The sequence below is a fragment of the Streptomyces albus subsp. chlorinus genome (genome assembly GCF_013302895.1).
GTDB lineage: Bacteria > Actinomycetota > Actinomycetes > Streptomycetales > Streptomycetaceae > Streptomyces > Streptomyces chlorinus.
Genome location: NZ_VJOK01000001.1, coordinates 3,411,458 through 3,424,560 on the forward strand (window position 1 = coordinate 3,411,458; position 13,103 = coordinate 3,424,560).

Below are 13,103 nucleotides of genomic sequence, written 5' to 3' on the forward strand. Positions count from 1 at the left end.
AACACCACACACCGTCCCAGCCGATGCCCCAGCCCCAGCCCCAGCCGCAGCCCCACACGCCGCCACCGCCCCGGCACGCCCGGCCTCCCCAGCCCGCGCACCCGCACCCGGGGGCACAGCCGCAACCCCGGCCGCACGCCGCACCCCACCCGTCCCCCGGCCCGCAGCCCCAACCGCACCCGCACCCGCACCCGCACGGCGACGGTGCCCCCGCACCGGGCGGCGCCGGGCCCGAGACCGGTCCCGACGCGGCGCCCGCCGCGCCCTCCGCTCCTGCCGCGCGGGGCACCCGCCCCCGCACCGGGTCGCCGATCATCGCGCCCGGTCTCCCCTCGGCGGCCGTCACGACCGTGCTGGCCGCGCTGCTCGCGGTCACCGCGCCGCTGGGCCAGGGAGCGCTGACCGGTGCCGTGGTGCTGCTCCAGTTGCTGACGGCGGCGGGCTGGTACCGCCTCAACGGCATGTGGCCCGCCCGGCAGGGCATCGCGCTCGCGTTCGTGGCGGGGCTGTCCGCCGACGCCGGGCTGCTGCTGACCGACGGCGACCGGGCGCCGGCGGTGCTGCTGGGGGCGACCGGGGTCTGGTGCGTCCTGTCGCTTGTGCTGCAGTTGCGCAACAACTCCAGCCCCGACGAGCGTCTCTACGCCGTCACGGCGGGCTTCGCCGCGACCGGGCTGACCGTGCTGGCCGCAGGGCTGGTCCCGGCCGAGCCGGAGGCCGTGACGCTGGGCGCCGCCGCCGTCGCGGGTGCGGCGCTGCTGCGCGCGGTGCCGCTGCCCGCGGTGCTCTCGCTCCTGCTCGCGCTCGCCGCCGCGGCGGGCGCCGGGGTGGGAACGGCGCAGCTCAACGGGGTGGAACCGGCCACCGCCGCGCTGCTGGGCCTGGGGGCCGGGGTGTGCGCGCTGGTGGGGCTGCGGGTGGCCAGTTACGACTGGCCCTCCCGTTTCGTCCACATGACGGCAGGTGTCGCGCTGCCCCTCACCCTGGCCACACCCGCCCTGGCCGTCCTGGGCGGCGTCCTGCTGTAGACCGCCGCCCGGCGGCCGTCCGGGCGGCCCGGACGGAACCGCGCGCAGCGGGTTACGCTCGCCGCTAGCCAGCCGACTCATGGGGGAAACGGACGCGATGCGCGCACTACGCACGGTGCTTGTGATCCTGGTGGTACTCGCCGGGCTCTTCGTGGCGGCCGACCGGATCGCCGTCAACCTCGCCGAGGACGAGGTGGCCGAGAAGCTCAAGGCCCAGCTGGGCTCCGTCTCCTCCGGCGACCCGTCCGTCTCCATCGACGGCTTCCCCTTCCTGACCCAGGTCGCCGCCAAGGACCTGGACAAGGTCACGGTCGGGGTCGAGGGCGTGACGGCGTCGGCCGGCGGGCGCCAGGTGCGGCTGAGCGAGGTCACGATGGAGGCGCACGACGTCGAGCTGAGCGGCGACTTCAGCTCGGCCGTCGCCGACCGGGCCACCGGCACCGTGCACCTGTCGTACGCGGACCTGACCAGGGCGGCGGACGACGGGGTCCGTGTCGGCTACGGCGGCACCAGCACGTCCGGCAAGGACCAGGTGAAGGTCACCGCCAGCGTGACCCTGCCGCTGGTCGGCCGGGCCGTCGAGCGCAGCGTCTACAGCACCGTGAGCGTCACGGGCGGCGACACGGTGCGGCTGCACGCCGACGAGGTGCCCGGTTCGAAGATCCCCGGCGTCGAGGCCGCCGTCCGCAAGAAGATCGACTTCGCCCGGACGATCAGCCAGCTGCCCGAGGGCCTGGAACTGACCAGGGTCGAGGCGGACAAGGACGGCGTGGACGTCTCCATGGAGGGCACCGGCGTCCGGCTGGCCGGCTGACCCCCGAACCCTCCCGGTCCCGTGACCCCGGGCCCCCTCCTGGCCCCGTGCCCCAGCCCCTCCCGGTCCCGGTATCCGAGACGTCCTGGTCCGCGAGGCAGCCGGGCGCGGTGCCCCGCACCCGCGAACCCGCCCAGGACCCTCTCCCCAACCGCCCCCTGTCCCGTATGGCGGACACGGGCGTCTCAATACGCGGATCAGCGGTGACACGGCCCCGCCGTCGTCCTTACGATCGAGCCCATGAAGCGACAGGCGGACCTCACGAAGCGCCGGGCAGTGGACCTGTGCCGCATCGCCGCCATGCTCTGTCGCGGCTCCCGCTGACGCGCTGACCGCCGCGTCCGCGCACACCCCCGCGGCGCCGCCCCGCGGCCTCCCCGCGCAGCGCGGCAGCCCTCGCGTACGTCCCCGCGCACCGTCCCGGCCGGCCGCCCCCCGGCGGCCGCCGGCACCGTGCGCCCGACCCGTATCCGCGTCGAGACCCATCGGACCGCAGGGCAGCGGTGCGGTGCCGCAGCACCCGTACGCGATCCTCTTCGCCCTCCCCGCCGCATCCATCCACCATGAGGAGAGACAGCATGAGCCGCAGCGACGTTCTCGTCGACGCCGACTGGGTCGAGGCCCACCTCGACGACCCCAAGGTGGTGCTCGTCGAGGTGGACGAGGACACCTCGGCCTACGACAAGAACCACATCAAAAACGCGATCCGCATCGACTGGAAGCAGGACCTCCAGGACCCGGTGCGCCGCGACTTCGTGGACCAGGAGGGCTTCGAGAAGCTCCTGTCCGCCAAGGGCATCGCCAACGACGACACCGTCGTCCTCTACGGCGGCAACAACAACTGGTTCGCCGCCTACGCCTACTGGTACTTCAAGCTCTACGGCCACCAGGACGTGCGCCTCCTCGACGGCGGCCGCAAGAAGTGGGAGCTGGACTCCCGCGACCTGGTCGCCGAGGTCCCCGAGCGCCCGGCCACCTCGTACAAGGCCAAGCCGCAGGACACCTCCATCCGCGCCTTCCGCGACGAGGTCGTCGACGCCATCGGCACCAAGAACCTGGTGGACGTGCGCTCCCCCGACGAGTTCAGCGGCAAGCTGCTCGCCCCCGCCCACCTGCCCCAGGAGCAGTCGCAGCGTCCCGGGCACGTGCCCAGCGCGCGCAACATCCCCTGGTCCAAGTCGGCCAACGACGACGGCACCTTCAAGTCCGACGACGAGCTGAAGGAGCTGTACCAGGCCGAGGGCGTGGACCTGGGCAAGGACACCATCGCCTACTGCCGCATCGGTGAGCGCTCCGCGCACACCTGGTTCGTGCTGCACGAGCTGCTGGGCCAGGAGAACGTCAAGAACTACGACGGCTCCTGGACCGAGTACGGCTCCCTCGTCGGCGTGCCCGTCGAGCTGGGCTCCAACTGACCACACACGACGCACCGAGGGAGAACACCACCATGTGCGGAGCACAGGCAGGCGGCCCGGACGCCTCCACCATCAAGCCCGGCGAGACGACCATCCAGGGCAGCGTCACCCGTGACGGCGAGCCCGTCACCGGGTACGTCCGTCTCCTGGACTCCACCGGGGAGTTCACCGCGGAGGTGCCCACCTCCGCGACGGGACAGTTCCGCTTCTACGCCGCCGAGGGCACCTGGACCGTCCGCGCGCTGGTGCCCGGCGCCACCGCCGACCGCACGGTCGTCGCCCGCGACGGCGGCCTGGCCGAGGTCTCCATCGCGGTCTGACCCCTCGGATCGCGGGCAGGCGTTCCGTCCCCGGGCTCTTCGGGCAGGGGAAGGAACGCCTGCCCGCGACAGGGGAAACGTAGGCTTGGTCCCATGAGCAATCGCAGCAAGCTCGTCATCAAGGTGACCGCGGGGGCGGACGCCCCCGAGAGGTGCTCGCAGGCGTTCACGGTGGCGTCCGTGGCGGCGGCCAGCGGCACGGAGGTCAGCCTGTGGCTGACGGGCGAGTCGGCCTGGTTCGCCCTCCCCGGCCGCGCCGAGGAGTTCGAGCTGCCGCACGCGGCGCCGCTGCCCGATCTGATGGCCGCCATCCAGGGGGGCGGCGGCCGCATCACGCTGTGCACCCAGTGCGCCGCCCGCCGGGGCATCGAGGAGAAGGACGTCGTCGAGGGGGTCCGGATCGCGGGCGCCCAGGTCTTCGTCAGCGAGATCATGCCGGAGGGCGTGCAGGCCCTCGTCTACTGAGCGGCCCTCGGGAGGCCGCCCCGCACGGCGGCGACTAGACTCGGTCGGGTCACCGAACACCGCGCAAGGAGAGCAGCCCCGTGCTTGAGGCATTCTTCACCGCCCTGATGGTCCTGGTCTGCATCGGCACCGTGGCCTTCGCCGGGCTGACGTTCAAGAAGCTGTACCAGGGCCAGCGCTGACGCGCCCGCCGCCGCCCCTCGACCGACTGAGCCCACCATGATCGAGATTCCGTCCGACCTCGCCCCGGACCTCGTCCCCCTCGCGTTCCTCCTCGGCAACTGGACAGGCGCCGGGGTCGCCGAGTTCACGGAAGGGGACAAGTGCAACTTCGGGCAGGAAGTCACCTTCACCCATGACGGCCGGGACTTCCTGGAGTACTTCTCGCACACCTGGGAGCTGGACGCGGAGGGCAAAAAGGTCCGTCCCCTGGAGACCGAGACGGGCTACTGGCGGGTCGACAAGGAGCGCAAGGTCGAGGTCGTGATGATCCGCGACCAGGGCATCGCCGAGGTCTGGTACGGCGAGCTGGCCGAGAAGAAGCCGCAGATCGATCTGGCCACCGACGCCGTGGCGCGCACGGCCGCCGCGGATGAGTACACCGGTGGGAAGCGGCTGTACGGCTATGTGAACGGCGATCTGATGTGGGTGGGCGAGAAGGCCACCCCGGGGAAGCCGCTGCGGCCCTACATGTCGGCACACCTGAAGAAGGTCGTCGACCCCAAGGAATGGGCCAAGGACGTGGTGGACCTCCCGGACGACGGGATCGCCTTCTTCCGCTGAGAGCGAAGGACGGCGGTCCGCTTCTCGTCTCAGAGCTGTCACGAATGTGGAGACTGTGGAATAGCGGTTCCTCCGCGCCGTCCCACTGAGCACCCTCCGGCCCGCCTCCGCCGGGAGAAGCGCCTGCTCAGAGCCCCTCCCCTACGCTGCCGAGCGGCTCGGTCACCTCGGGTGACGAGTGCTAATGCGTGCCCCTGAGTGATAAGAATGGCGTAAATCCATTCACCGGCACGAGCGCCGGCGAAGTCCGGCCGCGGCCGCACGCCATGCCGCCGGGGCCGCCCAAGGCGCTCGGCCGCCCAACGGGGAAAAGGCTCTTCAGTGAATCGTTCTCGTCTCACCTCCGCCACCGCATCCGTCGCCCTCCTCGGCGGCCTGGCGGCCACTCAGCTGGCCGGCGCGGCAGGCGCGTTCGCGTACGACAGCGGTGCCGAGATGAACGTCGGCCTGACGTCGAGCATCCTCTTCGACAAGAACTCCGGCCGCGTCCTGGGCGACGGCATCGGCGGCAACTTCGGCAACCACGGGCCGGAGGCCGGCAAGGCCACCGTCACGGTGACCGCCGTCAAGAACGTCCGCTTCACGGCCAAGCCCAAGATCGACAAGGGCACCGTGAAGTCGTGGAACGCCAAGACCGTCGTCATCGAGGCGAACCTCGCCGCGAACGGCGACGAGCTGGAGAACATGGACCTGCCGGCCAGCCTGTCCGGCAAGAAGCAGACCCTGCGCGCCGAGATCAAGAGCGACAAGCCCGACCCGGACACCAGCAACAACACGGTCACCCAGACCTACAGCGTGGACGCCACCCGTCCCAAGCCCACCGGGAAGCCGACCGCCAAGCCCACACAGAAGCCCACCGCGAAGCCCACCGCCAAGCCCTCCCACGAGCCGACCGGCAAGCCCACCAGCAAGCCCGGTGACGACTCCTCCGAGGCCAACACCCCGGCGCCCGCCGGTGGTTCCGACAAGAGCAACGGCAGCGGCGGCGACCTCGCCGAGACCGGCGGCGGCTCCAACACCCCGCTGCTCGTCGGCGGCGCCGGCGCCCTCGTGGTGATCGGCGGCGCGGCCGTCTTCCTGGCCCGCCGCAAGAAGGCCGGCCAGAACTGACACACCGAGCCGCACATCCCACATTCCGGTAGGGGCGGGTCCGGGTGCCACGGGGGCACCCGGACCCGCGCCGCTTCTACACTGGACCCCGTGGCTACCACCGACTGGCAGAGCGATCTTCGGGCGCGCGGATACCGGCTCACCCCGCAGCGCCAGCTCGTGCTGGAGGCCGTGGACAAACTGGAGCACTCCACCCCGGACGACATCCTCGCCGAGGTGCGCCGTACGGCCGGCAGCGTCAACATCTCGACCGTCTACCGCACGCTGGAGCTGCTGGAGGAGCTGGGCCTGGTCTCCCACGCCCACCTCGGCCACGGCGCCCCCACCTACCACCTCGCCGACCGGCACCACCACATGCACCTGGTCTGCCGGGACTGCACGGAGGTGATCGAGGCGGACCTGTCGGTCGCCGAGCCGTTCACCGCCGTCCTGCGCGAGCGCTTCGGCTTCGACACCGACATGAAGCACTTCGCCATCTTCGGCCGGTGCGCCGGGTGCGCGGCCAAGGCCGATGAGACAGAGGGCGGCCCGTCGTAGGCTGGGCACATGTCCTCCAGCAGCCCGAGCGACAGCTCCGCCCCCGTTCCCAGTCCCCTGCTCACGCTGCCGGGCGCCGTCGCCGCCGAAGCCCCCGACGAGGGCGTCGCGGCACACTACGGCGACCTGTTCAAGGAGCAGCGCGCCCTCGCCGACGGCACCGGATTCGTCGACCTCTCGCACCGCGGCGTGGTCACCGTCTCCGGCGCTGACCGGCTCTCCTGGCTGCATCTGCTGCTCACCCAGCACGTGGAGCAGCTCCCGCCCGGCCAGGCCACCGAGGCGCTGATCCTCTCCGCCAACGGGCACATCGAGCAGGCGCTCCAGCTCGTGGACGACGGGACGACGGTGTGGATGCACACCGAACCCGGCAAGCAGGGCGAGCTGATCGCCTACCTGGAGAGCATGCGGTTCTTCTACCGCGTCGAGATCGCCGACCGGACCGCCGAGGCCGCCCTCGTCCACCTGCCCGCCGGCTCCATCGCCGAGGTGCCCGGCAGTGTCCTTGCCGTACGGGAGACCCCGCACGGGCGGGACCTGTTCCTGCCGCGCGGGGAGCTGACGGAGTTCGCCGCCTCGCACGGCCCGGCGATCGGCGTGCTGGCCCACGAGGCGCTGCGCGTCGAGGCCCGGCGCCCGCGCCTCGGCCGGGAGACCGACCACCGCACGATCCCCCACGAGGTGGGCTGGATCGGCTCCGCCGTGCATCTGGACAAGGGCTGCTACCGCGGACAGGAGACCGTCGCCCGCGTCCACAACCTGGGGAAACCGCCGCGCCGGCTGGTCTTCCTGCACCTGGACGGCAGTGAGGTGCGGCTGCCCGTGCACGGCGACGCGGTGCGGCTCGCCGCCGGGGGCGTGGAGGGGCGGCAGCTCGGCTTCGTCACCACCTCCGCCCGCCACCACGAGCTGGGGCCGATCGCCCTCGCCCTGGTCAAGCGGAACGTCGACCCGGACGCGGAGCTGATCGTCGGCCCCGACGCCACCGCCGCCGCGCAGGAAGTGGTGGTCGCCCCCTAGCGGCACCGGACGGGCCGGTGCCGGCCCGTCCGTCCGTACCGTTGTCCGTCCGTACCCGCCCCGGGGCCGGGGAACGGCTCAGACCTCCAGCAGGACCGTGAAGGGGCCGTCGTTCGTCAGCGCCACCTTCATGTCGGCGCCGAACTCCCCGGTGGCGACCTCGGCCCCCAACTCCCGCAGCCGGGCGACGACTTCGTCCACCAGCGGCTCGGCCACCCGTCCGGGCGCGGCCCCGTTCCACGTGGGCCGCCTCCCCTTCCGCGCGTCACCGTAGAGAGTGAACTGGCTGATCACCAGCAGCGGCGCCCCGGTGTCCGAACAGGACTTCTCCCCGTGCAGGACGCGCACCGACCACAGCTTCCGCGCCAGCTGGGCCGCCTTCTCCTTCGTGTCGTCGTGCGTGACTCCGACCAGCACGCACAGGCCCTCACCGACTATCCGACCAACGGTGCGCCCCTCCACGGTGACGCTCGCGCCGTCCACTCTCTGCACCACTGCTCGCATGCCGCCCATGATGCCGTGCCGCTGTCCGGCCGAACGCGGGGCCGCCGTACGGGGTGGGAGGCGGTGCACGCGACCGGCACGGAGTGGCACGATGCGCACACGCGGTGCGTTCAGCAGTACCGCACGAGCTACCGCGCAATGGGGATGAGGGGACACAAGCCCATGAGCACAACCGGAGCGGGCCGGGCTCACACGCCGCAGCAGCCGGGAGCGGGCGCCGCCGAGGCGGTACCCGAGGAGGAGGACCGGCCGGATCTGCACGGACTGCGCCTGCACGAGCTGCGCACCCTGCGGCGCACCGCCCAGCAGGACGAGGCGGACCTGAGCTATGTCCGCAGACTGCTCCAGGGGCGGATCGACATCCTCGGGGCCGAGCTGGCCCGGCGCAGTTCGGCGGGCTCGCCGCTCCTGGACCGGCTGCCGCAGATCCTCGCGGACAGCCACCCGGCCGGCCACCGCTCGGCCCGCCATGTGACGCTCGCCGCACCGCGCGGCGAGGAGTACCGGGAGCTGGCCGAGCGGATGCTGGCCGAGGTGGAGCTGAGCGACCTGGAGGCCCGCACGGACGCGGAGCTGCAGGACGCGATGGGGCGGCTGGTCCGCTACGAACAGCAGGTCTCCCGCCGCCGCCAGGCCCTCCAGCGGACCGCCGACGAGTGCAGTACGGAGATCGCCCGGCGCTACCGGGAGGGAGAGGCGCAGGTGGACGACCTGCTGCCCTAGCGCCGGTCCCGCCCGCGTCGGCCCCAGGGGGTGTCCGTTCTGCGGGGCACCGGGTCCGGTTACGGTGAAGGGCCACGTACTCCCTCAGCACCGTACGCCGCACATCACCGGAAGGTCCCGAGATGCCCGACATACCCCCCGTGCTCGCCGAGGTCGTCAGGTCCGGCTTCACCGAGGGACGGCACCGGGGCTCACTGGTCGTCCTGGCGCCGGACGGCAGCGTCACCCTGGCACTGGGCGACCCGGAGGCGCCGGTCTACCCCCGCTCGGTGAACAAGCCGTTCCAGGCCGCCGCCGTGCTGCGCTCCGGACTCGACCTGTCCGGGGAGCGGCTGGCGCTGGCCGCGGCGAGCCACTCCGGGGAGGACTTCCACCTCGACCTGGTGCGCACCGTGCTCGCCGAGCACGGGCTGACGGAATCGCGGCTGCGCTGCCCCGCCTCACTGCCGCTGGACGAGGAGGAGGCCGAGGGCTTCCTCGCCGCCGGCCGCACCCGCACACCGCTGGCCATGGACTGCTCCGGCAAGCACGCCGCGATGCTCGCCGCCTGCGCCGCCAACGGCTGGCCGCTGGAGAGCTACCTGGATCCCGCACACCCGCTCCAGAAGCTGGTCCGCACCGCCCTGGAGGAGGCCACCGGCGACCCGGTGGCGCACATCGGTGTGGACGGCTGCGGTGCCCCGCTGATGGCCGTGTCCCTCACGGGCCTGGCCCGCGGCTTCCGCGCGCTGGCCCTCGCCCCCGCCGACTCCCCCGAGGGACGGGTCGCCGCCGCGATGCGCGCCCACCCCGAGTACGTGGGCGGCACCCGGCGGCACGACACCTGGCTGATGCGGGAGATACCCGGCGCCCTCAGCAAGATGGGCGCCGAAGCCGTGCAGGGGCTGGCCCTCCCGGACGGCAGCGCCCTCGCCTTCAAGATCGAGGACGGCGCCACCCGCGCGCTGGGCCCCGTGACGGCCCGCGCCCTCTCCGCCCACATGGGCGTGAGCGCCCCGGTCCTTGACCGCCTGGCGACGGTGCCGGTACTGGGCGGCGGCACCCGGGTCGGCGAGGTCCGCGCCGCGTTCTGAGGGGCGCGCCGCGTGCTGGTCGGCGCGCCGCGTTCCGGGGAGCGCGCCGCGTTCCGGGGAGCGCGCCGCGATGGGAACCGCCGGCGCGATGGCCGCCGCTGTGCGGTGGAGGACCCCGAGGCGATGGGACCGAGGCGATGGGACCGCAGCGCGATAGAGGACCCCGAGGCGTTGGAAAGCCGGAACGCGTCGGGGAACGCGCGGCGCGATGGCGGGCCGTGCCCCGGTGGAGAGGGGGCCGGGAAATCCGGGTGCGGGTGCGGAGACCGGGCGCCTAGCGTGCTCGCATGGCGACCGGTGTCGAGATCCGCACGCTGACCTCCCCCGACGAACTCCCCGAGTGGCTGCGGGCCGTCTCCACCGGGTTCCTCCTCAGCCCGACGGTGAGCCCGCAGGAGGTGGCCGTCCGCCGGGAGGGCCTGGACCCGGGGCGGACCCAGGGGGCCTACGACGGCGGGCGGTGTGTGGGCACCTTCCGTACGACGCCGCAGGAGATGACCGTGCCGGGCGGTGCGGTGCTGCCCGCCTGCGCGGTCACCAATGTCACCGTCTCGCCCACCCACCGGCGGCGCGGGCTGCTGACGGCGATGATGGCGGGCGCGCTGGCGGCGGCGAAGGAGCGCGGGGACGCGTTCGCGACCCTGATCGCCGCGGAGTACCCGATCTACGGACGCTACGGCTTCGGCCCCGCCGCGTGGACCACCGAGTGGGAGGTCCACACCGCCCGGGCGGGTCTGGACCGGCGGTACGCGGGACCGGCCGACGCGGGGGACGGCGGGCGGGTGGACCTGGTGGACGCCGACGGCTTCCGCGCGCTGATGCCCGCCGTCCACGAGCGGTTCCGCACCGGGCCGGACCGGCAGGGCGCCATCGACCGGACGGAGAAGTGGTGGCGGCTGGCCACCGGCGACCTGCGCCATCCCGACGACGGCTTCACCCTGCCCTTCCACGCCGTCTACCGGGACGCCGACGGGCGGCCGCAGGGCGGTGTCGCCTACACCTCCGACAACGTCTGGCAGGGCAAGCAGCCCGAACAGACGGCCACGGTCCGGGACCTGTTCGCCGCCACGGCGGCGGGCGAGGCGGCGCTGTGGCGGTTCGTCCTGGCCATGGACTGGATCCAGCGGGTGCGCACCGGGCCGCGGGCGCCCGACGACGTGCTGCCGCTCCTGCTGCCCGACCCGCGCGCCGCCCGCACGGTCACGCACGCCGACTGGCTGTGGCTCCGCCCGCTGGACGTCCCGCGCATGCTGGCGACCCGCGCCTACCCGAGCGCGGGGACGCTCGTGCTCGACGTGCGCGACAAGGACGGCTACGCGGCCGGGCGGTACCGGCTGGAGACCGACGGGCCCGGCGGCGCCGCGCGGTGCGGGCCCACCCGCGAGGAGCCCGACCTGTCGCTGGAGGCCGCCGACCTCGGCGCGCTCTACCTGGGCGACGAGTCCGCCGTTCGGCTCGCCGCGCTGGGCCGACTGGCCGCGCACCGGGAGGGAGCCGTCCGGCGGGCGGACGTCCTCTTCCGCACGGCACGGCGGCCCTGGTGCCCGGACGTGTTCTGAGAGGCCGGGCCCGGATGTGTTCGGAGAGGCCCGGTGGGGATGGGTGCGGAGAGCCGGGTGGGAATGGGTGCGGAGAGCCGGGTGGGGACCGTCGTCAAACCGCCTTCCCCGTGGCGTGGGTCGAGGTGGGGAAGGCGGCATGACGGCGGCCCCCACCGGTGGTGCGGGGGCGGCACGGTCAGGGATGCAGCAGGAGCGTGGCGAGCACAAGGGCTCCGGCGGTGCTGCACCCGGTGTGCCGGGCCTTGAGGCCGACGCTCAGCAGCAGGAACCCGGCGAGGCCGAGGACCCCGAAGCGCACCTGGACGAGCTGTTCGAAGAAAACGACGGCGGCTGCGACAGCGAGCGCGAGGAGCGGCATGGCGATCCCTCCTTCTCAGGCACGGGAGGAGCGGGTTGTGCTGGAGGTACGGGGCGCCCATGCGTCGTTGAACGGGCGAACGGCTCGGTCCGGCGTGGGCCGGTGCGGCCGGCGTGGACCGGCACAGACCGGTCTCCATGCGGCCCGGGTCCGAGGGGGAAGCCGCGTGGGGCGGCGAACGTCAGGCCGGAGTCGGCGAACTTTGCTGCCATCTCTCTCAGTTGGCGACCAACTCACTGAGTACATGCCCACATGTCCACCATTTGAAAACTCCTGGCGGACAACTGACGGGCCATCGGCTGGAGTTGTAAGGTCGTTGGCGTGACCAGGAAAACGTCCGGCCCGGCCGGCGGCCGTCGGCCGCGGGATGTGGTCGCCGACGCCCTCCGCGAGCGCATCCGCAGCGGCGCACTGGAGCCCGGCGCCCGGCTGCCCACCCAACGCGCCCTGGAGACCGAGTTCTCCGTCGGCCGCAGCGCCGTCCGCGAAGCCCTCGCCGCCCTCACCCGCGAGGGGCTGCTGGAGAACGTGGGGCGCGGCTCCTCCCCCACCGTGGCCGCGCCCGACCACCACGCGGAGACCCCGCGCATCGCGGGCGTCGAACTGACCGACCGGCTCCACGAGGCGTTCCAGGCCGAGCACGTCACCATCGACTCCTTCTCCCTCACCTCCGAGACCCTCAACAACGCCCTGGCCTGGCCGATCCGCCAGGTCATGGACCGCCGGCCGGCCCCCCGCTCGGTACGGGCCCGCCTCCTCGTCCCCAGCCTGGACGCCCGCCTCGCCCTGCCCCGCCTGATCGACGACCCCGAGGACCCCAAGCCCCGTCGGCGGCTGCACCAGATGCAGACCGCCTACGTGCACGCCGTCGAGAACTCCCTCAGTTCCCTGGCCCGGTTCGGCGTCGAGGTCTCCCTCACGGTCCGCGCCGTCCCGCTCACCCCCACCCACAAGCTGTACCTGCTCAACCGGGACGAGGCGCTGATCGGCTACTACCAGGTGGTCAGGAACGAGAAGGCCGTCTACGAGGGCGAACAGCTGGCCCTCTACGACGTACTCGGCCTCACCACCAAGCTCTTCCGCTCCACGGACGGGCCCGAGGCGCGGGACGAGCAGGAGTCCGCCTTCGTCGCGGAGTCGCAGCGCTTCTTCGACTCCCTGTGGGACACGATCGCCGTCCCCTTCGAGTGAGCCCCTCCCCGTTGTGAGTCCCTCCGCCTCTTCCGCCTCCGGGGGGCTCGGCCGGCCCGGCGGTCCCTTCGGGTGAGCGGCCGGGGCTGTGCGCGGGAAGGCGGCGCCCGGCCGGGTAGGGTGCCCGCACCCCGGCGCTCTTCGCCGCCCCGCGCGCCCACCGGCACTCCCCGCCCCCACCCCGTCCCCCTCCCCCGCTG

15 protein-coding genes are annotated in these 13,103 nt (G+C 73.1%); 13 read left to right on the top strand and 2 right to left on the bottom strand.

From position 1 onward, the window contains the following. The 9 genes from FM076_RS15180 to FM076_RS15220 form a co-directional block, all read left to right on the top strand. On the top strand, positions 1-1,028 hold a 1,028-nt coding region (locus tag FM076_RS15180), incomplete at its 5' end, for a hypothetical protein (protein ID WP_207730269.1). 97 nt (positions 1,029-1,125) lie between these two features. Continuing rightward, positions 1,126-1,842: an LmeA family phospholipid-binding protein gene (locus FM076_RS15185; RefSeq protein ID WP_173871142.1), complete on the top strand. Its 717-nt coding sequence runs from the start codon at positions 1,126-1,128 to the stop codon at positions 1,840-1,842. A gap of 578 nt (positions 1,843-2,420) precedes the next feature. Continuing rightward, complete coding sequence (locus tag FM076_RS15190) at positions 2,421-3,257, top strand: sulfurtransferase (RefSeq protein WP_173871144.1); 837 nt, start codon at positions 2,421-2,423, stop codon at positions 3,255-3,257. 32 nt (positions 3,258-3,289) lie between these two features. Then, positions 3,290-3,577: a DUF1416 domain-containing protein gene (locus FM076_RS15195; RefSeq protein ID WP_173871146.1), complete on the top strand. Its 288-nt coding sequence runs from the start codon at positions 3,290-3,292 to the stop codon at positions 3,575-3,577. Positions 3,578-3,670: 93 nt separating this feature from the next. Next, entirely contained in the window at positions 3,671-4,042 is a 372-nt protein-coding gene (locus FM076_RS15200; protein ID WP_173871148.1) for a DsrE family protein, read from the top strand. Positions 4,043-4,261: 219 nt separating this feature from the next. After that, a complete protein-coding gene (locus FM076_RS15205) occupies positions 4,262-4,825 on the top strand; it encodes an FABP family protein (protein ID WP_173871150.1) in 564 nt (187 codons plus the stop codon). Between the two features lie 321 nt (positions 4,826-5,146). Then, positions 5,147-5,935 (top strand): LAETG motif-containing sortase-dependent surface protein, encoded by a 789-nt coding sequence (locus tag FM076_RS34975; protein ID WP_202034919.1) that lies wholly within the window; start codon positions 5,147-5,149, stop codon positions 5,933-5,935. A gap of 90 nt (positions 5,936-6,025) precedes the next feature. Further along, complete coding sequence (locus FM076_RS15215) at positions 6,026-6,472, top strand: transcriptional repressor (RefSeq protein WP_173871152.1); 447 nt, start codon at positions 6,026-6,028, stop codon at positions 6,470-6,472. Between the two features lie 9 nt (positions 6,473-6,481). Further along, on the top strand, positions 6,482-7,492 hold the full coding sequence (locus FM076_RS15220; protein ID WP_173871154.1) for a YgfZ/GcvT domain-containing protein: 1,011 nt from the start codon (positions 6,482-6,484) through the stop codon (positions 7,490-7,492). A 78-nt stretch (positions 7,493-7,570) separates the two neighbouring features. On the opposite strand, the gene dtd is transcribed toward FM076_RS15220, so the two are convergent. After that, on the bottom strand, positions 7,571-7,996 hold the full coding sequence (dtd, locus tag FM076_RS15225; protein WP_173871155.1) for a D-aminoacyl-tRNA deacylase: 426 nt from the start codon (positions 7,994-7,996) through the stop codon (positions 7,571-7,573). A gap of 162 nt (positions 7,997-8,158) precedes the next feature. Here dtd and FM076_RS15230 point away from each other — a divergent pair, with 162 nt between their 5' ends. From FM076_RS15230 to FM076_RS15240, 3 genes are all read left to right on the top strand, one after another. Next, the gene (locus tag FM076_RS15230; RefSeq protein WP_173871157.1) at positions 8,159-8,719 is read left to right on the top strand and encodes an ABC transporter substrate-binding protein; all 561 of its coding nucleotides are present in this window, start codon (positions 8,159-8,161) and stop codon (positions 8,717-8,719) included. Between the two features lie 122 nt (positions 8,720-8,841). Then, positions 8,842-9,792, top strand: a complete 951-nt coding sequence (locus tag FM076_RS15235; protein ID WP_173871159.1) for an asparaginase — start codon at positions 8,842-8,844, stop codon at positions 9,790-9,792. Between the two features lie 287 nt (positions 9,793-10,079). Beyond that, positions 10,080-11,351 (top strand): GNAT family N-acetyltransferase, encoded by a 1,272-nt coding sequence (locus FM076_RS15240; protein ID WP_173871161.1) that lies wholly within the window; start codon positions 10,080-10,082, stop codon positions 11,349-11,351. A 178-nt stretch (positions 11,352-11,529) separates the two neighbouring features. On the opposite strand, the gene FM076_RS15245 is transcribed toward FM076_RS15240, so the two are convergent. Next, the gene (locus FM076_RS15245; RefSeq protein WP_173871163.1) at positions 11,530-11,712 is read right to left on the bottom strand and encodes a hypothetical protein; all 183 of its coding nucleotides are present in this window, start codon (positions 11,710-11,712) and stop codon (positions 11,530-11,532) included. Between the two features lie 321 nt (positions 11,713-12,033). Between FM076_RS15245 and FM076_RS15250 the strand changes: the two genes are divergently transcribed. Next, the gene (locus tag FM076_RS15250; protein ID WP_173871164.1) at positions 12,034-12,903 is read left to right on the top strand and encodes a GntR family transcriptional regulator; all 870 of its coding nucleotides are present in this window, start codon (positions 12,034-12,036) and stop codon (positions 12,901-12,903) included. The last annotated feature ends 200 nt before the right edge of the window (positions 12,904-13,103 follow it).

Bases quoted from the DNA above. Each gene is read 5' to 3' on its own strand.
- FM076_RS15185 (WP_173871142.1), top strand. From the start codon at position 1,126: ATGCGCGCACTACGCACGGTGCTTGTGATCCTGGTGGTACTCGCCGGG.
- FM076_RS15190 (WP_173871144.1), top strand. From the start codon at position 2,421: ATGAGCCGCAGCGACGTTCTCGTCGACGCCGACTGGGTCGAGGCCCAC.
- FM076_RS15195 (WP_173871146.1), top strand. From the start codon at position 3,290: ATGTGCGGAGCACAGGCAGGCGGCCCGGACGCCTCCACCATCAAGCCC.
- FM076_RS15200 (WP_173871148.1), top strand. From the start codon at position 3,671: ATGAGCAATCGCAGCAAGCTCGTCATCAAGGTGACCGCGGGGGCGGAC.
- FM076_RS15205 (WP_173871150.1), top strand. From the start codon at position 4,262: ATGATCGAGATTCCGTCCGACCTCGCCCCGGACCTCGTCCCCCTCGCG.
- FM076_RS15220 (WP_173871154.1), top strand. From the start codon at position 6,482: ATGTCCTCCAGCAGCCCGAGCGACAGCTCCGCCCCCGTTCCCAGTCCC.
- dtd (WP_173871155.1), bottom strand. From the start codon at position 7,996: ATGCGAGCAGTGGTGCAGAGAGTGGACGGCGCGAGCGTCACCGTGGAG.
- FM076_RS15230 (WP_173871157.1), top strand. From the start codon at position 8,159: ATGAGCACAACCGGAGCGGGCCGGGCTCACACGCCGCAGCAGCCGGGA.
- FM076_RS15235 (WP_173871159.1), top strand. From the start codon at position 8,842: ATGCCCGACATACCCCCCGTGCTCGCCGAGGTCGTCAGGTCCGGCTTC.
- FM076_RS15240 (WP_173871161.1), top strand. From the start codon at position 10,080: ATGGCGACCGGTGTCGAGATCCGCACGCTGACCTCCCCCGACGAACTC.
- FM076_RS15245 (WP_173871163.1), bottom strand. From the start codon at position 11,712: ATGCCGCTCCTCGCGCTCGCTGTCGCAGCCGCCGTCGTTTTCTTCGAA.